This window comes from Sulfurovum sp. (assembly GCF_041562805.1).
Lineage (GTDB): Bacteria > Campylobacterota > Campylobacteria > Campylobacterales > Sulfurovaceae > Sulfurovum.
This window is the reverse complement of the sequence record NZ_JBFFOH010000029.1, coordinates 1-23,343: the sequence shown is the minus strand read 5'-3', so window position 1 is coordinate 23,343 and position 23,343 is coordinate 1. Positions and strand designations below refer to the sequence as shown.

The following is a 23,343-nucleotide window of genomic DNA, read 5'->3' as shown; positions in this document are numbered from 1 at the left end:
TTCTTTAATGCTTTTAAGGGCCAAAGCATCCGCCATATCCGGCACAGCAACACGAACAATATCGCAACCTGCAAAGTGCAAACGGTTGATCTGTTCTACCGTTGCCGCGACATCATGTGTTTGAGAGTAGGTCATCGACTGTACAGAGATAGGAGCATCCCCACCGACAGCGACATTACCGACATATATTTTTTTAGTTTTTACACGTTCAATCATAGATTAATTTTCCTCATTGTAAAAGGATTTTAGCGCGAAGCGCGTTAGAGAGAGTTGAGGGATAAGAGCTAATATTGCAATACGGTGTTAGTCTAAATAGATCCCTTCATCGACATCGTACAATCTAAAGTGAGGACTTTCAGCCGTGGTACCGTCTTGACAGTGAATCTCATATTTATGTGTTAATTCATATGTCAAAAAGACACCTGTCCCATCGACATTACAATTTGTCAAGAGTGGATCTGTCGTATACCCCGGGATTATCTCAATATATTGATCTATGACAAGATCATAAGCAGGATTAACGACACTGCCATTGAGACCATCCTCTATCGACTTATACCAAAAACCAGCTCCAGATGTTCGGTTTAATGTACCGACCAATGCTTTCAGCTGAACTTCGTATGCCCTGTCGGACATGCCTCCCATTTTTACAATGGCTACTGACGCCAATATACCAACAATAAAGATTACAAAAATAAGCTCGATGATCGTAAAAGCGCTTCGTCTCATTATACACCGCCTACATTCACTACTGGATTTCTTTTCATGACTTCTATCGCCTCATCCAAAAGTGGCATCCCGTCCTCTTTAGTATAACTGGCGACTCCGATACGAAGACCAACCGTCGTCTCCAGCGTAAAATGGTGCAGATCTAACCGTTTTTCCAACCTGAGGGCAAGTTTATGTTCGTTATCGAGACTAGCGTCAGGCGTTATCGCCACAAAACAGTTTGGCTCAATCCGACAGATGGTGTCACTCTGTCTAAAAAACTCTCGGAACTCTTTACTGAACTCTTGTAAAAATGAGGCAAATTGTTTTTTGTCAATAGTTTTACTGATCTCTTCATATTTGTCAAAAGAGAGTACCAATATTGACAGAGGGCTGTTCTGACGGTTTGCGAGTAGCTTCGCTTTTTGAAGTGCTTCCATATAGTATTTTTTGTTGTATAGCCCGGTCACATGGTCATGTATAGCATGTTTTTCGAGTTGAATACGGATGTACACCCGGACTAAAAAGACCAATACAACAACAATCAACATCGTAAACAACAATGAGAGATAAAGTCTGTCAAGCATCGTCTCACTTTTATACGCCAGCATCCCTTCTGCCATGTCAGAAAAACCGTTGACCTCTCGCCAACATTTATCGCCTAGCGCTTTAGCCTGGTCTTCCTTATCAAACGCCATCTTAAGCGCGATCCATGACTCGATCATGGCATTGTAACTTTCATTGGCACGGAAAAGTGCTACAAACTCTGCATTGCTTGATGCCTGCAAAAAATCATGATCAATCGTTTTAAATGACAACTCCACTTCATCAATAAGCTTCTGTCGCTCAGTGTTATCATCAAGTCCAACAGCACGTTGTATCGTCCCATTAATGTAGACTAAACGGTTCATCGTCTCGCCATCGCTCTTCATGCTCTCAAATGAACGATTCGCAAAATAATAATTCAACGGAAGCAAAACGACAATGGCATACAGTAAAATAGTAATTCGAAATACTGACCAATCTCTTTTCATGTGCACTCTTTACAGTATAGATATTTTCATAGTACAACTTTAAACGTTAAAGAACATTAAACTTGCTGCAATACCGATAAAGATACTAATATGACAAGGAAAGTCAGCGTCATTTACATAAATTCAATAGGGTCCATATCTATCTCAGCCAAGTCAACCTGACTCGCTTTGATTGCCTGTATCAAGTCAATGCTTCTGTCCGCCCTTAGAAGTATCTGATACCTGTATTTATTTGCTATTTTTTCGATTTGCGAAACGCCATAACCGATGATCTCAATGGCGTTAAATTGGCGAAGATTTTCTACCATCTGTTGCATGGCTTCTTCGGCCTTATTTGCATATTTATGTGCGAACAAAATACGGGCCAATTTCTTGTACGGCGGGTAGAGACCTTTACGAAACTGTTTTTCATCTTCCAAAAACTGCTCATATCTTCCAAGATAAGGCTCAAAAAATTCCCTGTTAAAACTTTGCACCAACACCTTGGCCGCTTTTTTACGTCCACTTCGTCCGGCTATCTGAATCAAAAGTGACAAAGCTTTTTCTCTTGCCCGGTAATCACTCATATTAAGCTGGTTGTCAAGTCCGAGAATGACCGCCAATGTTACATCATGATAATCATGACCTTTCGAAAGCATCTGTGTACCGATCAGTAGATCGATCTCTTTGGCATTAAACGCTTTAAGCAGTTTTTTGAGTTTGTTTTGTGTACTGATCGCATCTCGATCGAACTGTCCGACAGCAATGTCTGGATACTTCTCTTCAAAAAAATGGACCGCTTCCGCCGTTCCTAAACGGTTAGACGTCAACATCTCATGCCCGCATTCACTGCACGCGGATGGAATACGTTCTGAAAAATTGCAGTAGTGACACTTGATAGCATTGCTTTTACGATGCACACTCATCCCCACACTACAATATGGGCAAGAGTGGGTGTGACCACACGATTCACAGATCAGATATTTAAAGTTTGCCCGGGTGGGGATAAACAGCATTGCCTGTTCGTCATTTGCTTTGGTTTGAGCAATGGCTGACTCCACGCGCTCCGTGATCTCTTCGCGTGACGACTCGAAAATAAAATCTCTCGTTGATGCGAAGTGCCCGCCTTTAAGACGAACGTGAGGAAACTTGACATAGGAACTCATCGAAGGCGTCGCACTCCCTAAAACAACAGGGACCTGGTAGAGCTTCCCCATGTAAATTGCCATGTCACGGGCATGGTAACGGGGGCGTGCATTGGCCTTATAGCTGTCATCATGCTCTTCGTCGACGACAATCAGTCCCAAATCTTCAACTGGTAGAAAGAGTGCAGACCTTGCCCCCGCAATTATCTTTGCTGTACCGTTATAGATACGTTCTAAAAGTTTCTTTTTCTGAGGCTTGGTTACTTTAGAATGCCACATTACCACCGCATTACCGAAATGTTCTTCAAGACGGATCTGCATCTGAGGGGTCAAGGAGATCTCCGGCATCAAAAAAACTGCTCTTTTCCCTTGCTGTAAGATCTCCTCAAAATACTTCATGTAAATCTCGGTCTTGCCTGAACCTGTGTCTCCAAAGAGAAGCGCCACAGGATGTTGCCCTAAAAAGTCTAATGCACTTTTTTGTATACTGGACAGTACTATCGAGCTTTCAGACGCATTTTCCATTGTTAAATCACTGGCGACTTCCTCGACATACCTCTTTTCTTCATACTTCAAAAAAGGAACCAATAAGTTAAATGCTTCGCCTAAAGAGCTGAAGTAATATTCGCTGATAAATTTTGCAATTCTGATCTGACGAGATGAGTATATATACTCCGTCGTCTTTATAATCGAAGTTGTCGTAAAAGAGGGTTGTTCACACGCATTGATGACAACACCGGACAACAAACGACTGCGCAGCGAAACTTCCACAACACGGCCAATGTCTAAAAGAGTTTCACTTGAGTATGTTAATGGAGATAATGGGGAATTTAAAAGTGAGATTTCAAAAAAGTACAATAACATCCTTTAAAAGACGTATTATACTTTAATACGAGAGTCTATTCAGCAATTTTCTTGCAATACGTATCTGCCTGTCCACTATTATAAGTATGACAATCAAACACCCCTGTCGAAGAGGTATATGTAAATGTAACAGGAGTCTCTGCAATCTTTACAGAGTATGTCGAATTACTGGTTTTCATCCAACCATTATTCTTGGTATACACCGGATACGTCAAGATTGTTAATGATCCATTAGTGTCAAAAATCTGCACGCCAACTGTATTAGCTGCAACACCGGCATCTAATCTTGACGGGTATGCATTAATCCCTGTGACCAACATTTTCTGTCGTGCACTTGCAATAGAAGCACGAACGGCAGCTACATCCCCTTGAGCCTTTGCTATTTGAGCACTTTCAATATTTCCGCCCAATCTAGGAATAGCTACTGCGGCCAGAATACCTAACACAACAATTACAAAAATAAGTTCTACCAACGTAAAGGCATTTCTCTTCATGAGCAGGCTCCTTAAAGCATATCAATTGAAATATATAACAAATTACTATACAATTATTTCACTTTAAATATCTTTATTAAATACGTCTCATCCACTTTCTCAAATAGTCGTCTGTCATAATTATCTAACAGGAGTGCTTGAAAAAGAAATGAGTTATAGACATTTTTATCCGTCATATATGCCATTTCATTATTATCGAAGATAACATAATGCGTTGAATTAGTATCGTATATGTATTCATCGGTGAGCATTTGATCTTGGGTAAAACTAATACTGTGGACTAACTCTGATTTTCCATCAATATTCATCTTATTGTGTGCTTCTAGAAAAGTCTGGTCAATCGCTTGCGGATAGTTGTATCTAAAGAATCGAAATAAAAACTCATCTTTTGCTTTATCATCAAGATCCGAATAATTAAAATTAGAAAAACTAACGATCGTGTCTAAGACCGTTATCATATTTCTATGAAGAATGATATAGGTGTCTTGTATTGGGTGGATATCGTTTCTTGTATAAAACGAATGGAAAAGCTCCGGCAAGTCATTTTCCGATGCAAGGTAAGGGATGACGTAACCAAACCCTTCTTTCGAAGCTTGTTCTTTGTTGTTTGCAAAGTACTTGGCTGCATTCGCAACAAAAGTTTGATTAGACTCTGTCAATATTTTGGACATCATATAGGAGTCGGGGCCACCATGATCCCCATTGTCGACTAAGGTATTTTTATATCCGGTAAAGTACCATAAAGGCCAACCAAAGTCCCACCATGTAATGATCTTGTCATCATTCGTTAATTTAACTGATAACTTTTCTAGTACTTCTTTCTCTTCACTGTATGCTAACATCCTTGTATAACTACCTTTATTAATACTAACGATATAAAGCATCTGTGCTAACAGTACTAAAAAAGTAAGATATACCATCGTACGTTTAACATCATAACGTTCGTGCAATGCAGTTGAAATCGTAATGACGAGATAGCTGAGTCCAAAAGCATAGACAGGTGTATAATAAAATGAAAAGCGGTAGCCTGCTAAAAAACTAAAACTTCCCAATAGTGCGAATGGTGCTAGTAGCCAATAGTGTTTATCTTTTTTAAGCAGCAGAACAAACCCTGTAACAGAGAGTAAAACGAGTACTTTTGAGATACTAAGAGAGCGGAATATACTGTCAATATCTATCACCGTCGTTTCTGCAACAGTTTGTAAACCATGTTTGAAAAAGTAAGTACTGTTAACACCAAGAACAGAAAAATACTCTTCCTTGTCGAAGTAATTCAGCGCTCGACTGTAGAGATACGAAAGGTCTGTTAAAAAAGGCAAAACTGCCAATACAATTAAAAATGCTGTTACAAAGTAGTAATAAGGGATTGTTTTTTGCCGATTGGTCCACTCTAACAGACCCCACAATACAATCATTGTTGCCAACGCAGTTAAAAACCCCATCGGCACTATGCTGATACTCAATAATAAAAATGCATAATAGACGAATTGTTCTTCTCGCCTATAGACGAAACTAAAGAGCGCGAAACTGCCAAGTAGCAACAGGTTAATGGACGCAGATGAGTGGTAGACATGACTGAAAATCAACATGGAGATTGCACCAAATAGTGCAAATAAAAGCTGGTTCTTTTTAAGTGCCAGAACCATAAATAGCACTGCCGTTAATGGGAAAAGCAACGTAAACATATCTGTATCAGCATATCCAAGAGCAACCCGACCATAAAAGTTACTCAATGAGACAGCGAACAAGCTGGCGATGGCTCCTATTTGTACATTGTCTACCGTTCTTGCGAATAAGACTATCGGTACTACAATCAACGGCCCTACAAAAATAGATACAAACAGCATTACCCAATCAATAGGGGCTCCTGACATGGTCACTAACATTGAAATAAGATAACCTAAAAAATGTTCCGCATCAAAAGGATAAGCGACTCCGTTAAGTATTGATTTTGCATAAAAGCCATGCAAGCCTGCATCAGCAGTAAAAATAGGAACAGGTTTGCCATCAAACCACAAAAATTCTGTTGTAAACACATCATATATAAGAGGTAAACTTACCAGGACCCCAAAAATATAGACTCCAAGAATAATCAGTAACGTGTTTTTCAATATCTCTTCCTAAGCTTTTCGCATAGTTATACCATAAACCTCACATGTTCATACTAAACTAACATCAGACATATAGTCTAAACTGCTTATAGTGACAATATCAGTGTCGGGAATACATGTGTTTGTGCGGTAATAATCTTGAAGTAAGATATTTAATAACTACATTAGAAAAGAAAAAGTTATATTTTAATCGTGAAGAGGAAGAATGGAGATTTAAATTGAAATTCCCAGGCAAAGCCTGAGAATTAGAGAAAAATTATTTTTCCCAAGTCCATCTAGGAGAATTTGCAGTATCACCTAGAGCAGTGATATTGAAGTAGTACTGTGTAGTACCAAATTGTGGAGTACCAAGTGGTGAAGGTACTGATGTAGCAGTAAACACTGTACTTGTACCAATAGCTGTACCTGCACCACTACACTCAAGTGGGAAATCTTCAGGATCTAGATATGTATCTGGGTCCAAGTAGTCACCACCACCGTAATTAGTGAAACCTGCAATGTTACCACTCAAGTCGTTTGCAATCGAAGCTGACCACATAGACGGTCCAACAGTACGGTTAAGTGTACCGACAAATGCAGCACATTTTTGTGCGTTCGCTTGGTCAGATACACCAGCAAATTTAGGAAGCGCAACCGCTGCCAAAATACCCAAAATAACGATAACGAAGATCAATTCGATCATTGTAAAACCAGCTCTTTTCATAAAGAACTCCTTATAGTTTAAAGTTTGGCCACTCTTGTAACCTTAGCAATCATTATGAATCAACTATTCTTATAGCTTGCTGAAGAGTAGGTCCTAGCGTCCTCCAACTACTCGGCAAAGTTCTTATTGATCTTCTTGTGTGCATACGTAATGATACTCTTCATCCTTATTCAAGAGTAAAAATATCACATCATCATAAGCTGCACTGAACTGAAACTTCATGTCTGTATCGACCCGATTCTCCCTCTGTAATGAAAAACTTTTCTCATTATTCTTATCTTTAACATAGACGTCAGCTTCGTTAACAATTAAAAGACCATCATCATAAATACGAAGATGGTACACAAAACCATTTTTTATGGCGTCTTCGTGTTTAAAGTTAATAACGCGCCCAGTCTTCTTATAGACCACACTGCTGACTACACAGTCCAAAGTATGTTCAACTTTATGCTCTTGTGAACAACCACTCAAAAGCATCACCGCCAATAAACCAATTACAAAAAAATGTCTCACTAAACCTCCTATTCAATCTATTTTATCGAGATCTAATAACTGCCCTTGCCATTAAGAACGACGACTATTGTTTTGACGAGTATCGTCATGTCCATCTCTATCGACCAATTCCGTACATACCATACGTCCAACTGGACCCGTTCGTCATAATCAACATCATTTCGCCCACTGATCTGCCAAAGTCCTGTAATACCCGGTTTGACTGCTGTAAAATAGCTGTAATATTCTTTGTATTTTTCAATTTCATCTTCGATGATAGGCCGTGGACCGATCAGTGACATCTCACCTTTGATGACGTTCAAAAGTTGCGGCAACTCGTCAAGTGAGGTTTTACGAAGAAATCTTCCTACCTTTGTAATACGTGGATCGTTTTTTAGTTTAAACTCACGTTCCCAGTCCTGTTTTGCCTCCGGGTCATTTTTCAGTAACTCTTCCAGGATCGCTGCTGCGTCATCTTTCATTGTCTTGAACTTATAGACGTAGAATGGCTTCCCATCTCTTCCGATGCGCTTATGTTTAAAAAACGGTTTTCCCTTTGTTGTAAAAAAGACTACGATGAATAAAGTCAAAAGTATAGGTGATGTAAGGATAACCAGACCTATTGTCATAACAATATCAAAGATCTCTTTTATCATCCTGTCTACCGGGTTAAGTAAGTTGTTTTTAATTGCAAAAGCCAAACCCTTATGGTTGACAGAAGTAAATATCTCTGCATTCACAAGTGGTAATTTAGTCATACGTGGAAGCACTATAATACGGCTTATATGATGTTGCAGAAATTCCATATACGAGAATGTCCTGTTTATCGAATACCCATCTATTGCAACTATGGCAGCATAATACTGTTTTTCTTTCAAACTAGTCTCGAGTTTTTTCTTAACAAGATGTTTTGTGCCACCAACCATCACATATTCTGCAACATCAAACCCGAAAGCGTTATCCTTTTGAAACCAGTGTTCTACACTTTCACGTCCACTCTCATCACACACTACTATGATCTTTTCACGCAGCCAAGGGAATATCATCAACTTATGCTTGATAACATACACTGAGACCGGCAGCAAGTTGTTAAGTAGAAAAAAGATCAGTACATATGTTCTTGAATAACTTTCTGCCTCTTTTGAAAGAAAGATTATTGAAAAGATAGTGATCAAAGCAAGCGAATTTGCCTTAAGTATAAGATAGGATTCATTAGAGGTCACCATACGATTATGAAAAAGTTTAAAATAAAAATAGAAAAGTAGATAAACACCTAATTGCCATACGTATTTCGTCCATGTATGCGAAGCAATATCTTCGATCAGACCAGCCGAGATCCAATGCGTTAGGATCAGATTGAGAGACAACAGACCCGTGTATAGAAAAAATTTAAACAGTATATACTTCATAATTATTTTTGTGACCCTTGTATTTGTTGAAAACTCTTTCCACACTTATAGCCGAAAAGTTTAACAAAATTTAGTACTATAGACAAAGGAATAAGATGATATTTCTTCCTCTTTAGACAAAAGTTCAACTCGCTCTTGACGTATCTGGCACCTTCACCTTCGGGTTTCCCGAACTCATCCAGAAGCCAATTCTCTTGCTGATGAAATTTACCAGTTTCAAAGTATCGCCAAAACTCCTGTTTAAATGTATAACTATGTGAATGAAACACTTTAGCATCAGCAACATAGGCAAGAGAATAGCCCGCCTTCAGTAACCTCGCCCCGGCATGCATATCTTCACCAAAATTCAAATCGTCTTGAAACCATCCAATCTCATTAAGCGTGTCACGCCGATAAGCAGCGAATGAGTCAGAAAGAAAAGCAGTTTTTATACCAAACTTTTCTTTATCTTCATAAATACGTTTATAAGATTCTTGCCCATAATTAAACAAGCGAAGATGTTCTCCAAATAGATGTTCGTCCGGATATGGCAACTGTCTGCCATATGCAGCACCTATTTTTTCATCCTCAAAAACGTGTACGATATTTTCTAAAGTATGTGTATCGTAAGGCAACGCGTCTTGAGTAAGATAGATCAAGAGATCGCCATTCGAAATTTTTGCTGCTTTAGTTCTTGTCCCTCCATGCCTGAACTCAGACTTTGGAATCACAATGACTGTATCTGTATATTGCTTCGCAATCTTAACTGTATCATCTTTCGATGATGAATCAAAGATAATCAATTCGTAATCTGTAATCGTCTGTTCTTTAATTTTATCCAACAATTTAACTAACTGATTTTGTGCGTTAAAGGTAGGTATGATAATTGAGACCGAAGTGGGCATTTTTTTATTTGTACTCATAAAAACCTTTCAACCGGTACTGAACAGAAGCGAAACTTTTTGTTATTTTTTCAGCATTTACAGTGAATATAGCCAGGATGATTTTAAATAAATGAAATCCTATTGCCTGTAAAAATAAAAAGCCGATTTTCCTGGAGAGATGCTTCCGGCAAAATGCTCCAAACCCCATAGAATAATCTTTTACCTTTTGAAGACTCATTACATTGACATTCTGCTCAGGGTGCCAGACTTTAACTGTCGGAGTATACATAAAAGATATACTGTTTTGTAGCACGTTAAAAATATAATCAGCATCTTCATAAGCACCATATTTAACACCTACGCCAAAGGCTTCATCAAATCGAGCATTTATCTGTTTTGTAAAAACCGTGATCTGCGAATAGAGCATAAAAAAATTATGCTCACTTATCTTTTTCTCTTCGTCGGGCCAATTTCTAATCATTTTCTTATTGTTATCTATGTCAATGATCTGACCTAACAGACTATCGACATTCTGATGCAGTGTAAAATACTCCTTGACCTTCATTAACGTGTCTGGATAATAAGTACAATCATCATCTGGAAAGGAGACAATACTTCCTTTAGCATGTTCTAACCCAATATTCCTGTTTAAAGAGGCTCCCCGTTTATTGGAATGGATGTAATTAATAGTTAAAGATGACGCATATTCTTTGATTAAAGGTTCTAAAAAGCCCTGTTGATTCTGGTCAACAATGACAACTTCAAATTCGGCGAATGGTAATTGTTGATTTTTTAAACTAAGAAGTAATGACTCAAGTTCGTTGTAGCGATTTATGGTTGCTACGATCAGACTAAATGTTATAGACATACCATCACCTTTATCTGTTCACCATCGGTTTAATCGCATCTTTGATACTCTGCCATATAAAATAGACCAGTGCATGGAAAGAACCAAAATGGTGTTTATAGAGCCTGTAATGTTCTTGCTTTAAACTGCTTGTCGACGACACACCTTCCAAACGAAAATTGGTTAGCTTTTTATGGACATACGTTGATGTATGCTTATTTTTAATCAGTTTAATTATTAAGTCATAGTCAGCTATTACAGGATATTCATCACTAAACTTCAGCTTTTGCAAGATCTCTCGATTTAAAAACAGACTTGGATGTCCAAAGGGCATTTTCATTGTAAATTTTTTTATGTTTGGATAAAACGTCTTAATCTGTATACCATCTTTTACAAGGCCAACATCGCCATATAGGAAATCAACTTTTTTTGCATCCAAAATCGCTTTGACAACATCTTCAAGCGCAGAGGTTTCATACCAATCATCTGCATTGAGATACGCCACATAATCACCTCTTGCCAAAGATGCACCTTTATTCATCGCATCGTAAATACCACTGTCGCGTTCACTGACCCAATAATCGATTTTATCCGCATACTTTTGAATAATATCGAGGGTCCCGTCTGTCGAACCGCCATCTATGACTAAGTATTCTACATTGTCATACGTCTGCTCAATAACACTTTGAATTGTCTCTTCTAAATGTGCTTCTCCGTTAAACACAACAGTGATGACCGTGACCAATGGTTTCGCGTCATAGGAGTTTTTAAAGTATCCCTGTGTTCTTAGACCACCTTCTCTATTTCGTCCTTCATTCACCGGTAAAAAAAGCCCTGAATCCGATCTTTTTTGATTGAAAATCTTCTCTTCACTCTGACAAATACTGTTAGGTATTTCTTTAGTCAATAATCGCGTCGTACTAAAGTTTTCATCCAAAGAAATTACCTTTTTCATAACAAACTCTCATATACCTGTTGTGTTTCAAAAGCAGCTTTTTCCCAGGAAAAATGTTGCAATCTTTCTGTACCTTCTAGAACTAGTGTTTTCTGTATATCAGGATCATTCAATACGCGGCTAATCGCATTTTTCATAGACTCTTCGCTATATGGATCAAAATAATATGCCCCATTCCCTGCAATTTCAGGCAAAGCACTCGTATTACTACATACTAGCGGGCATTCACATGCATAGGCTTCAAGAATAGGGATACCAAAACCTTCATATAATGATGGAAAAACGAATAGACTTGCATTCTGATACATATATGCCAACGCATCATCATTTAAATCAAACTGACTCAATTGTGATGTAATACCCAAATACTCAAAAGCCTCTATTTCATCTAGATTAAACCTGCCGCCACCAACACAGACAACAGACAACTCTCTGTCATCAAGAAGTAGTGTTGAGATACTACGTATAAATCTATTAAAATTTTTATACCCGCCTCGTAAACCTACAAAAAGAATATATTTTGTTGGAGTATCAATATGAATACCCCTTTTAGGTAACATAGAGCTACCATGATACACCACTTCTATTTTAGATGCATCTGTCCCGAAATACTCGATTAAGTCCTTTTTTGTACTTTCAGAGACAGCAATAATCTTGGATGCTTTTTTAACCAGTAAACTTTTATAGTCAATAATATTTTCTTCCGAAGGGCCCATCTCTTGAAATTTCTCATGGATCATATCATGTACCGTCAGTACAAAAGGTTTTGAACCAATATAATCCAAAAAATATGGATCATAATAGGTAACATGAAAGATGTCATAGTTTTGTCTTTTTAACTCAAAGAGCGTCTTTGGTTTATTGATTAAAGACATCAACTTTTTCTTACCTTTAAACTCTGTATTTGGAAGAAATCGAACATGTTTTATGAGGTGCTTGTCTTCGATATAATAATTATTCGAAACGTACAATGCTGTTTTGAAAGATACACCATTCATTGTTTTGAACTTTTTCATTAATTCATAGAAATATCTAGAAATCCCCCCATATTTTTGAAGTGTAAAGATCTGATGATCATATAATATTTTCATATTTTATTACTCATCAAACGATGATCTTCCCATGTCTTACTCTCTAATCTTTTTTCCACTATTTTATGCATTCCAAATTTACGTAATTTTAGAATTTTTAATTTTAACGGAGATATTTTTTTTCCTGTAAAAATATGCATATCGTCTAAATTAATATAATTTAGATTGTATTTTTTTGCTATAAAGTCAAATGTTTCTTGACTGTAAAATGATATATGCTGCCCATGTTCAAGCCCATAATACCACCAATCAGCTGGTTGCGGTATAGGATCGGGTAATAACTTGGTAGAAAAAATTATAGTGTTCGAAATTTTCAATAAAGTTTCGATCTCCTCTATGGGGTTTACAAAATGTTCGAAACTTTCAAAAGAGGTCACTGCTTCATATATATCATCTTCTTTATATTCAAAACCTCTTGCGAAAAGATTAGTTGTATATTTATCGTCCCAAAAAAAATCAAAACCTATATCTCTCATCATTCGGACTAACACGCCATACCCACCGGCATAGTCAACAAACTTGGTATTCTTGTCAAAAAACAGTCCTAACAAGATTGTCAATGTTTGTGATAATTCAATATTTCTTTGTATGTAGCCTGTATCTGATATATTGATAGATTCTCTATAAGCTTCTTCAAGCCAAAAGGGGTCCTCTGTTTGTACAAAACCACAATATTTACAATGAAAATAATTTATCTCATATTTTTGTAAAATCTTTGAAGCAAAAACTTGCTGATTATTTTTGCTGCATATTTTACATTGCATGAATAACCTTCTTTATCTTTATAAGAATTCTATTGAAAAGTGATTGATAACGAAACATAACTTTTGACGTAAAATCATCGGCCTCATAATTTCTTAATACTTCTTCTGGATGTTTATACAAAAGCATATTAAAGGCTTGTAAATTCGAAAATTCACTATCACTTATGGTATGTGTTGCTTCATCTCCAAATCCAATATTTTTAACAAGATTTATATTGGGCGTTATACTAAGTTGTTTATTCTTCCACAAAGTAAAAACCCATTGATAATCCCAGGTATCTATAACTTTCATTTTCATTTTCTTAAAGATATCAACCCAATATCTGGCGGTCTTGGCGTCATGACATATTTCTTTAATAAATCCAACATCCTCAAAAGTACTCAATTCTGAATCATAATTGTTCCACCGATTTCTCCAACTTGCCCATCCCCAGACATGACAATAGCTAGAAAAATAGTAATCTGCATCACCCCGTTTAATTCCTTTTTGAAAATTGTCACCACTTATCTGTCCAACTCTCATATCATCTTTGTATCGGTCAAGCAACTCCTCACAAAACCAAAAAAAACTCTGAACTGGAAGGCAGTCATCTTCGAGGATTATTCCCATTTTCTCATTTTCAAAAAACCAATCGATCGCACTACTCACAGCTACTTTACACCCAAGGTTTTTTTCTCGGAACAGTGTTTTAACTTCACACTCCCAGTCTATATTTGACATAATGTAATCTCTAACAGATCTTACCTTATCACCTTCACCTACTTTGAATTCTCTTGCTCCATCTGCGGCTATATAAAGCCTTGGTGGCTTCGCCTCTTTAATCTCTTCAAAGACCTGTTTTGTAGTGTCCAGTCTGTTAAACACTAGAAAAAGTACTGGCGTATTCAATGCATGTGGGGGTATAAACGTTATTTCCGGCATGTTACTTTACTTCGTTTAAAATCTGATAATACAGCGTGATGATTTTTTCTTCCTGTGTCTCTTTGTTGAATTTTTCAGCTGCAAGTTTTTTGCCCCGAGCACCCAATTCATTCCTGAGTTTTTCATTTTTCAATAAATGGCCTATTTTCTTGGAAAAACCCTGTACATCATCTACCGGCAATATGAATCCTGTTTCCTGATCTAAAATCGATTCTGGTATACCTCCGACATTGGACCCCATACAAGGTAATCCGAATGACATGGCTTCAGCAATAGCGATTCCTTGACTTTCTATTAAACTAGGTTGAAAATATATTGTAGCATTCTTATAGAACTTATTCACACTGTTTGACAGCCCTTCAAAGATTATGTTATTTTCCAATCCATCTTTCTTGACTTTTTCACGCATACTTTCCAACAAAGAGCCTTCTCCTACCCATTGAAAAACACTCGATGGAATCTCTTTAATGACTTCTTTGGCTACCAAGTACCAAATATTGGGATTTTTATACTCCTCGACATGACCCACGGTAAGAACAATGTTTTTTTCTATACTAATAACAGGTTCATTAATATCTTGAACACTGTTATAAATAACATCAATGTGTTTTTCCGGAACCTGCATATATTGTGAAATCACACTTTTTGAATAATTAGAAACAGATATAACAACTTGTTTAGAGTTCACTAAATATTTTGTAATCAAATCCATACCCTTTGACTTCCTACTAGACATTTCAGGATATGTATGTACATAATATATTAAAGGTGTATTGAAAAAAAACAATCCTGTCAATAATCTCGGCGATCCAATTGATGCTAATATAACAACAGGTCTAAATCTTCTATATATACGTATATAGGCATATATGTCATATAAAAGAGAAAAGTATGGTTTATGCATCAATTTGCTTCGTTGTTTTAGAAAACAAATCTCAATATTGTTAGACAGACAATATTCTTTTAATATGTCATCTAATTGACCAGTTTGTACAGCAAGTACTGTAGGTATTTTATTTTTATGATGAAAAGAGAGAAGCTTGAAGAGGAAGCTTCTAGTCCCACCCATATTAGTGATACTATCAGCTATAATAACAAAGTTCCTCTTTTTATACATCTCTATTGACCGCAGTTTTATACTTTAGAATACATTTAATGAAAAGTTTTATATTCTGCAACAATGACTTAGAAATAAAATTCACCTTTGAAGAACGATGACATTCCATAGCTCGCAATCCTCTAAATGTTGAATTGTTTATGATCATCCACCATTTTTCATCTAGAAACTCTATTAGTGAACTTTCATCAAATATATGATTTGTTTTGTTGTATGAAAAAAGTTTATATAGCCATTCTTCGGCATCATACATATCAACATATTGATAGCAAGAAATCTTTTTATGTATTTCAAATTCTTTATCAGATATTGGTATTCCATAGCCTTCCAATAACTGTTTTCTTATTTTATCACTCAATGCCAATTGTTCAACCCCAGATATCTGACCTGTTTGTGATTTATGTAATCGATAAAACAACAGTACTTCAGCTATGTTTGCAAACTTGGAATTTTTATTACTAGCCCACAAATAATAATCTTCTGCCTTTTGATACTCTATGTTATATCGGGCATGGTCAAAAAAAGTTTTTCTTGCCATCACAGTGGGGTGTGCCAAAGGAGAAAAAAACATTAGTGCAATTTTTATCGCTTCCGGTGTTATAGGGTATGTCCAAGAATGTTGAACATCACCCCCTATCGTTTTAATAAAACTTCCACATACGCTAATGTGCCGATTTGCCTCCATAAAATCCACTTGTTTCTCAAAGCGTCTAGGTAAACTAATATCATCTGCATCCATACGGGCGATATATTTACCACTAGCCATGTCAAGGGCTTTATTTAACGTTTTAACTATTTGAAGATTAATTTCATTTTTGCTATAGAGAATACGCGGGTCCTTATACGATAAAATAATATCTTCTGTTTTATCTGTTGATCCATCATTTATGATAATAAACTCAAAATCTGTATAGGTTTGATTTAAGATACTTTCAATTGCTTCATTAAGATGTTTTTCACCATTGTAAACGGGCATAACCACTGATATCATTGGATGACTCATGTTCTGTTCCGTATTTTTCTATAGATGGCTCTTAAAACATTATATAGACCAATAATTTTTAAAAATTCAATCACCCTCTGTTTAAATTGAAAATATGTTTGTCTAAATTTAATTTTCTCATAATGAATTATCTGTTTGACTTTATTAAGCATTTCTTTGAATTTATTATTTTCTATTAGGGCCTCCATCATCGCACAATCATTTATATCTTTTGTTTCAGTTCTATTTTTTTTCATCCTATAAAGTTGATCAAAAGATATAAATTTCAGGTCATTAAAGTAAAAATAAAAATTTTGATTATAGATCAGTTCTAACTTCTTTTCTCTATGATACTTGAGTTCTTTATCATGAATTTCCACTTGGTTAAAATGGTATTTAACCTTGCTATTATCTTGAATAAAAAAATCAATATCCTTAGCTTCTCTGAGCCCATACAATGAAAGAATAAGGCTAGAATCTAACAATAGATCTTCTTTGAATAAATTGTTTTTTTTTATAAATCTACTAAATATCTCAATCTTATCATGGGTAGAAATATACTTATTTGGTTGTGCATAATTTAAAAAATGTATACTGTTAGCATTAAATACTATTCTTGCTGTTCTAATAGCCTCTTCTTTTGTGTCAGTGATATGTACAGAATGTTTTCCAATATTAAAAGTGTCTCTTATCTCTTGTTTTATTTGTAGTACTTCATTCAAATCGGTTGCTTGAAATGCTATTACTCTGACAGAATCAAAAGTTTTAAAACATTCAACTACTTTACTTTGAGCACCTCCAAAATTATTTTCGATACTTCCTAACCACTCTTCACCATAATATATTTGAGAAATCAAATTATGTGCGCCGTTCGGATTAAGTTTTATCTTTTTTTTATACACAACATTCGGTATGATTTTGTCTATTATCTCATCTTTTTCTACAGCTGTTGGCCAGATCAAAGCAATATATATATCTTCTGCATATTCTATAAACTTTGTCGCCACAGCATCCAAAATAGTATTTGGTACATTTCGATCATAAAAAAATTGATAATCATATATGTGATCATTACTGTTTATCTCTACACAGTTAACATGCCTATTCAAAACAATTGCACTAGCTACTCTATGCGATCCGTTCACTATTGAACCATTTTTCGAAAGTGGTATTAAAGTTTGGTTGGGATCAAATCCATTTTTTTGTATGTTTTCGAAAATAATCTTGAAGTCTTCTATAAACTTTCCTATACCATTTTTATTTTCATTACCAGGTTCAGTAAATTCACCTAAACTAAATGCTCTTATATGTTCAATATATACGTGCTTAGAAAAATCTGTATCATAATTCAGCATTTCTAAGTATAGGATTTTAAAAGCCAAGTCAAATCTATTGTATTTCAGTAACAAAACAGAATCAACTACTTTGACTTCATATATATCTTGATCCAATAAAGAGTAAAAATGAGGCTCAATCACTTTTTTCAATTCTTCTATATTTATATTTCTCAATATTATTTCCCTTGATCTTTTCATAAATTCAACAGCTTTATATTGAAAAGCATAATCCCTTCATACTAATTGGTATTTCTTTCATTTCTATACTGTTGGATGACATTATATTTTCACAACCAAAGTATGCCTATAAGAAAAAAATTTGGAAAAATTATATTCTTCAAAAACATCTTCTATCGCCTCTAAAAGACCGGGAAATCCATCAAAATAATCATCAAAAACAACAATTGAACCTTTTACTAATCGAGGGAAAAATAATTCTATATCTTTTTTAACCCCCTCTTTTGTATGATCTCCATCAATAAATAAAAATCTTATAGTCTTTTCTTTTATGATTTCAGCAGCTTCGACATTAGACATATCTAAAAGAGTGACAATATCACTTAACCCTAATTGATTTATATTATTTTCAAAGTTTGTTTTTAAATTATCTAGACTGCCATTAACAGTATAGAAGTTTTCTTTACCAACATTTCCGCGAAAATGATCTACTGCATAAAATTGCCCATTTTTTGACTCTTTAACTGCTCTAGCAAGAAAACTTGTTGACCTCCCTTGCCAAGAACCAATTTCCACTACATCGCCTTCTACCTCTTGCATATAGCATAGCATGTATAAAAATTTACCAGATTCTTGTGTAACCATTCCAGGGATAAATAAAGATATCTGACTCAATATTTCAGTATCAATAATACTTTGATTATTTTTACTACATTGAGAGTAAGGATTGCTAGAAAGAGTCATGCTTGCTTGAGAAGAAGTAGTGTTTGTTTTCTCAAGTTTTACAATATCAAAACCAATTTTATTGAGAATGCTTTTCAGTAATTTTTTCATAGAAATGTTTTCTTTTATTTTATTTTTTAGTTGTATCATTTAGTATCCCATTAACAATTTTCTTTACAAAACTTTCTACTTTAAAATCATCACTTTTTCTATTAGATAAAAAATTATTAATATTATCCAAATATTGGAGGTAATCATCGTCTGTCATATGAGTTAAAAAAAGATATAGTTCGTTGTAGGTAGTAAAATCACGTATATCAATAAAGCAGTTTTTTGGAATAACATCCAAAATATCATTTGCGCCCAAGTATATAGGTACACAATTAGCAAAAAATGCATCAAAGATTTTTTCAGTTATATAGCCTGATACATTTTGAATATTTTCAAATGCAATCGTAAATTTGTATTTTGACAATGTGTATATTTTATCATCAACTTCTCCAGAATAGGAGGGGAAAAATTTTCCTCTTATTCTAAGACAAAAATCTTTTACCAATGTAGATTTGACGAGTCTTTTTATTAAAGGGTTACTAGTCCGACACTCATTCCAACCTTTACCATATAAATCAAAATCATTTGGGTGGTTTTTTTCAAACCACCGTACTATATCTTTTCTTTTTGAATATAGTTCATCTTTAAAATTTGATGATTTATTGCTTACGATCAATGAACACAGTTTTTCTTTTTGTTGTGGCTCTGAAATGATATTTTTTTTAAAGTCAAAAGCGTAATTAATTTTAATAAACTTATTAGTATGATTGTTTTGTGCTATTAGATCATTGCTCCAAGTAAAAATTTTGTCAAAGTGCTTATAGAGAGCAAGATTAAAGTTATTAGGTTTTATTAATGGACTTTCAATAAGTAAAGCATAATTCTTAATATTAGGATTGAAAATCTCCAGAAAATCATCTGGGATATCAAAATAAATAGCAATACTTATATGTTTGTCTAGACAAAGGTCATGAGTGTTTAGAGAAAAGCCTTGTTTTCCAAACTCTTCTTTAAGTCTATGATATTTTATTGCTGCGGGACTATTCATTTTGAAAATTTCATTTTCTTGATAAGGCTTATCTACTACAAATGAAATATCTATCAATGTATTAACTCTGCATGATCTGATAATTTCGATTCATGGATAAAGAAAAAGTTATAATCAGGCAATTCTACATAATTATCCAATTTTTTAAGTTTGTTATCTATAGCATAAAAGATCTGATAACCCATTTTCAATAAATAGTCCATTATATCAATTGGCTTATATCCAAAGAGGACAGTAGAGTGTTCTTGGATCTCCAAGAATAAAGTTGGCTTGAATTTTTCGAGGACTTGTTTTGCTCCTTTGATCATCGCAAACTCGGCTCCTTCAATATCTGCTTTGATAAAATCTATTTTTTCGATCTTATTTTCTACAACATAGCTATCTAGCGTCGTTGTATTTATAATGAACTTTTTATAAGTTTTATCATAATTATGCAGTTTGAAAGAACCTGAAATACCTATATCTGGAAGAAAGATCTCTTTATCTCCTATCGTCTCATCCAAAGCCAACTCATTGTATTTTATGTTGTTGAGTTCATTGAGCTTGATATTGTCTTGTAGGATTTTCCACGTATGATTTAATGGTTCAAATGCATGGACATACCCTTCAGAACCAACATGTTGACACATATAAACGCTATAGTATCCGAAATTTGCACCTACATCAATGCAAGTGTCATTTTCTTTTATAAGTAACCCAACCATGTCTGTTTCTTTTTGCTCAAACTCACCAGTGATAGGAATAGAAAAAAGTTTTGAAGCAGTACCGTTGAGAGGATTAAACAAAAACTTTCTATTATCACTTAACTCTATTATGGACTGTCCATTAGAAAAACCAACATTTGCTATATTATTTTTAGTCGTTAATTCAGCAAAATACTGAAAACTTACTTTCATAGTGTCTTCAATATTAGGCACTTTCTTCCTTCTGTAGCTAATAATTTTTGATTTTATTTTTTTTAACATTGTCTGCCTTATGTTTTATATGTAGTCCATGGTAAGTGCATTGCAAGACGCCCTCTAAAGACATCCCCTAAATAAGCTTTATTGTAACTGCCCGTATTTTCGACAGAGACAGGAATGGGAATCGTAAAAATTGTACGTATGGAATGAATACCTGCCCCAACTGTCAATGTATATTGAATCGGCCCTAAAATGTCTTTAGGAATCGTCATAACTGAAACGTATCGCCCTATCTCAACGACCGGAATATCATCGTTTACCTCGTCATGAAAACTTCTAAAAAGCAATGTTTCAAATTCGTCTAATACATTAACATAAATTCTTAACCCTGTAGTTCTTTTGTAAACTTCATAAGTTACCTCAATTTCGAAATCACGTCCATTTTCCACAAGGTTAAATACTTCTATGTTGTTCTGAAGTAATCTTATTTGATTCAGTTTGAAGACCTCATCTTTAGGCAGATTATTAATCTTCTGTATGATCGAATCTTTTTCATTAAAAAGGTTTTGAGAATTCTTTAGATAATTATTAATGATCGCTTCATCGGTTCCGATCTCTATCAAGGAACCATTGTGTAAATAAAGAAATTTATTGCATAACTGCTTAATGGCTTGCATATTATGACTTACAAATAAAATGGTACGACCTTCATCACTGACATCATTCATCTTTGCTAAACATTTTTTTTGAAAAGCTGCATCACCAACAGCCAAAACTTCATCAACAACCAATATCTCTGGTTCAAGATGTGCTGCGACTGAAAAAGCAAGTCGTACATACATCCCACTGGAATAACGTTTAACAGGAGTATCTAAAAACTTTTCGACTTCTGCGAAAGCGACGATTTCATCAAACTTCGCTTTGATCTCTTTTCGGCTCATTCCCAAGATAGCACCATTAAGATAGATATTTTCTCGGCCAGTCAACTCTGGGTGAAAACCCGTACCAACTTCTAAGAGACTGGCAATCCGACCATTAATATGAATTTTCCCTGTTGTAGGTTCTGTAATACGAGAAAGTACTTTTAAAAGTGTCGATTTACCTGCACCGTTACGTCCGATAATACCGACCTTGTCACCTTTGTTGATCTCAAAACTGACATCATTAAGTGCCCAGAACTCTTCCGTTGAATGATCAATCTCTATTGGTTCCTTGCTGAAAGGGTTAAAAAAAGACATTATCTTTTTTGCATTTCCAACAATAACTTCACGAAAGGTATTTTCACCATTTTCTTTCTCATGATTGATAACATATTTTTTACCGAGGTTCTCGACTTTTATGGCTACCTTATTCATTAAATGACATCCGCAAACGTTTTTTCTGTTTTTCTAAAATGAATGATACCGGCAAGACAAAGCAATATCACCACGACAATCGAGATAAAAAGTTCAGTTGCATTGAATGCTGTCTTTCCTCCACTGATCGCCCAGCGAAAGCCGTCAATAACTGCTACCATAGGATTGAGATAATAGAGTAGTTGATACTTTTCCGGAACGATTGTTGTACTAAACCCTACCGGTGAAATATACAGCCCCAACTGGACAACAAACGGGACAACAAAACGAAAGTCTCTATATTTGACATTAAGAGCAGCTATGTATAAACCAGCGCCAAGTGCGGCAAAGAACCCTAATAACAGGAAAAATGGTAACGTCAAAATATGCCAATCAGGAATAGCCTGATACCACACCATCAACGCAATCAAAATAACAAATGAGATTAAAAAGTCCACACCTGCAACGATAACCGATGATGCCGGAATAATCAATCTGGGGAAATAGACTTTAGAGATGAGATTTGAGTTTCCGATCAAACTACCGCTTGCATCACTAAACGCTGTAGCAAAAAAAGTCCAGGGCAACATAGCAGCAAAAACAAAAATAGGGTAAGGAATACCTTCACTAGGAAGCTGTGCAATCTTCCCAAAGACAACAACAAATATCATCATCGTAAGTAAGGGTCGTAAAACCGCCCATAAGATACCTATTATAGTCTGTTTATAGCGTACTGCAATATCACGCCACGCTAAAATATAAAACAGTTCACGATAACGCCATAAGTCCATCCAGTAATGACGTTCCGCTTTTCCTGATTCAATGGTAAACTCAAATTCTTTCTTGTTCATATATTCATCTTACCTTAATAGTCGTTACCAATATATTTCAATGATTCTAAGATTAATGATATATACATTTATTCTTGAAGGTTAAAATTGTTTAATATTGCTGTAATTTCTTCTTCCTGTTTAAAAAGTTCCGCATTTTTTCTGACATAGGCGTATAGCAGAGTTTTGGCATCGTTGTTGCCGTCCGTGTTGAAATCGTTCTTCATCTGTTTGATCAGGTATTGGGCAAATGCGTCTTCCAACTCGATATCAAAACGGCTGCCGTTAACGGTTAGCGATACTTTTTTGCTCATCTATCGGCTCCCGTTTTTTAGTGTCATGACGCAGTTATTAACCTAAAATACTTTCGATCTTGGTCACGATCTCTTCGATTTCTCTGTCTTTTTCAAGCAACTCATCTTCCATCTGCTTTACCAGGGCATTCTTGGATATTTTTTCTG

General features: G+C 35.3%; 24 protein-coding genes. All 24 read right to left on the bottom strand.

From position 1 onward, the window contains the following. The coding region (locus tag ABYK33_RS05725; protein WP_373032056.1) for a flavodoxin-dependent (E)-4-hydroxy-3-methylbut-2-enyl-diphosphate synthase at positions 1-216 on the bottom strand (216 nt) is incomplete at its 3' end. Positions 217-303: 87 nt separating this feature from the next. Then, entirely contained in the window at positions 304-729 is a 426-nt protein-coding gene (locus ABYK33_RS05720) for a type II secretion system protein (protein ID WP_373032055.1), read from the bottom strand. After that, positions 729-1,742 (bottom strand): GGDEF domain-containing protein, encoded by a 1,014-nt coding sequence (locus tag ABYK33_RS05715; protein ID WP_373032054.1) that lies wholly within the window; start codon positions 1,740-1,742, stop codon positions 729-731. The genes ABYK33_RS05720 and ABYK33_RS05715 overlap by 1 nt, the downstream gene beginning before the upstream one ends. A 113-nt stretch (positions 1,743-1,855) precedes the next feature. Further along, entirely contained in the window at positions 1,856-3,730 is a 1,875-nt protein-coding gene (locus tag ABYK33_RS05710; RefSeq protein ID WP_373032052.1) for a primosomal protein N', read from the bottom strand. A 35-nt stretch (positions 3,731-3,765) separates the two neighbouring features. Beyond that, positions 3,766-4,224 carry a type II secretion system protein gene (locus ABYK33_RS05705; protein WP_373032050.1) on the bottom strand — a complete coding sequence of 153 codons (459 nt, stop codon included), beginning with the start codon at positions 4,222-4,224 and terminating at the stop codon, positions 3,766-3,768. Between the two features lie 53 nt (positions 4,225-4,277). After that, the gene (locus ABYK33_RS05700; RefSeq protein WP_373032049.1) at positions 4,278-6,335 is read right to left on the bottom strand and encodes an STT3 domain-containing protein; all 2,058 of its coding nucleotides are present in this window, start codon (positions 6,333-6,335) and stop codon (positions 4,278-4,280) included. A 256-nt stretch (positions 6,336-6,591) separates the two neighbouring features. After that, entirely contained in the window at positions 6,592-7,038 is a 447-nt protein-coding gene (locus tag ABYK33_RS05695; protein ID WP_373032048.1) for a type II secretion system protein, read from the bottom strand. A 123-nt stretch (positions 7,039-7,161) separates the two neighbouring features. Continuing rightward, positions 7,162-7,551, bottom strand: coding sequence for a hypothetical protein (locus tag ABYK33_RS05690; protein WP_373032047.1), 390 nt, complete (start codon positions 7,549-7,551; stop codon positions 7,162-7,164). Between the two features lie 32 nt (positions 7,552-7,583). After that, a complete protein-coding gene (locus ABYK33_RS05685) occupies positions 7,584-8,939 on the bottom strand; it encodes an exopolysaccharide biosynthesis polyprenyl glycosylphosphotransferase (protein WP_373032046.1) in 1,356 nt (451 codons plus the stop codon). 2 nt (positions 8,940-8,941) lie between these two features. Then, positions 8,942-9,841, bottom strand: coding sequence for a glycosyltransferase family 2 protein (locus ABYK33_RS05680; RefSeq protein WP_373032045.1), 900 nt, complete (start codon positions 9,839-9,841; stop codon positions 8,942-8,944). After that, positions 9,828-10,670, bottom strand: a complete 843-nt coding sequence (locus ABYK33_RS05675) for a glycosyltransferase family 2 protein (protein ID WP_373032044.1) — start codon at positions 10,668-10,670, stop codon at positions 9,828-9,830. The genes ABYK33_RS05680 and ABYK33_RS05675 overlap by 14 nt, the downstream gene beginning before the upstream one ends. Before the next feature lie 10 nt (positions 10,671-10,680). Then, on the bottom strand, positions 10,681-11,604 hold the full coding sequence (locus tag ABYK33_RS05670; RefSeq protein WP_373032043.1) for a glycosyltransferase family 2 protein: 924 nt from the start codon (positions 11,602-11,604) through the stop codon (positions 10,681-10,683). Further along, positions 11,601-12,695: a glycosyltransferase family 4 protein gene (locus ABYK33_RS05665; RefSeq protein ID WP_373032042.1), complete on the bottom strand. Its 1,095-nt coding sequence runs from the start codon at positions 12,693-12,695 to the stop codon at positions 11,601-11,603. The genes ABYK33_RS05670 and ABYK33_RS05665 overlap by 4 nt, the downstream gene beginning before the upstream one ends. Then, the gene (locus ABYK33_RS05660) at positions 12,692-13,459 is read right to left on the bottom strand and encodes a class I SAM-dependent methyltransferase (protein ID WP_373032041.1); all 768 of its coding nucleotides are present in this window, start codon (positions 13,457-13,459) and stop codon (positions 12,692-12,694) included. Before ABYK33_RS05660 ends, ABYK33_RS05665 begins: the two co-directional genes overlap by 4 nt. Next, entirely contained in the window at positions 13,449-14,381 is a 933-nt protein-coding gene (locus tag ABYK33_RS05655) for a glycosyltransferase family 2 protein (protein WP_373032040.1), read from the bottom strand. The genes ABYK33_RS05660 and ABYK33_RS05655 overlap by 11 nt, the downstream gene beginning before the upstream one ends. A 1-nt stretch (position 14,382) precedes the next feature. After that, the gene (locus ABYK33_RS05650; RefSeq protein ID WP_373032057.1) at positions 14,383-15,285 is read right to left on the bottom strand and encodes a glycosyltransferase family 4 protein; all 903 of its coding nucleotides are present in this window, start codon (positions 15,283-15,285) and stop codon (positions 14,383-14,385) included. 205 nt (positions 15,286-15,490) lie between these two features. After that, entirely contained in the window at positions 15,491-16,501 is a 1,011-nt protein-coding gene (locus tag ABYK33_RS05645) for a glycosyltransferase family 2 protein (protein WP_373032039.1), read from the bottom strand. Beyond that, positions 16,498-17,991 (bottom strand): hypothetical protein, encoded by a 1,494-nt coding sequence (locus ABYK33_RS05640; RefSeq protein WP_373032038.1) that lies wholly within the window; start codon positions 17,989-17,991, stop codon positions 16,498-16,500. Before ABYK33_RS05640 ends, ABYK33_RS05645 begins: the two co-directional genes overlap by 4 nt. A 105-nt stretch (positions 17,992-18,096) precedes the next feature. Then, positions 18,097-18,867, bottom strand: a complete 771-nt coding sequence (locus ABYK33_RS05635) for a class I SAM-dependent methyltransferase (RefSeq protein WP_373032037.1) — start codon at positions 18,865-18,867, stop codon at positions 18,097-18,099. Continuing rightward, positions 18,848-19,873, bottom strand: a complete 1,026-nt coding sequence (locus tag ABYK33_RS05630) for a glycosyltransferase family 10 domain-containing protein (RefSeq protein ID WP_373032036.1) — start codon at positions 19,871-19,873, stop codon at positions 18,848-18,850. Before ABYK33_RS05630 ends, ABYK33_RS05635 begins: the two co-directional genes overlap by 20 nt. Next, on the bottom strand, positions 19,870-20,733 hold the full coding sequence (locus ABYK33_RS05625) for an FkbM family methyltransferase (RefSeq protein WP_373032034.1): 864 nt from the start codon (positions 20,731-20,733) through the stop codon (positions 19,870-19,872). Before ABYK33_RS05625 ends, ABYK33_RS05630 begins: the two co-directional genes overlap by 4 nt. A 56-nt stretch (positions 20,734-20,789) precedes the next feature. Then, positions 20,790-22,073, bottom strand: a complete 1,284-nt coding sequence (locus ABYK33_RS05620) for a polysaccharide ABC transporter ATP-binding protein (RefSeq protein ID WP_373032033.1) — start codon at positions 22,071-22,073, stop codon at positions 20,790-20,792. Beyond that, the gene (locus ABYK33_RS05615) at positions 22,073-22,903 is read right to left on the bottom strand and encodes an ABC transporter permease (protein ID WP_373032032.1); all 831 of its coding nucleotides are present in this window, start codon (positions 22,901-22,903) and stop codon (positions 22,073-22,075) included. Before ABYK33_RS05615 ends, ABYK33_RS05620 begins: the two co-directional genes overlap by 1 nt. 68 nt (positions 22,904-22,971) lie before the next feature. Continuing rightward, positions 22,972-23,196, bottom strand: a complete 225-nt coding sequence (locus ABYK33_RS05610) for a hypothetical protein (protein ID WP_373032031.1) — start codon at positions 23,194-23,196, stop codon at positions 22,972-22,974. Positions 23,197-23,343: the final 147 nt, after the last annotated feature.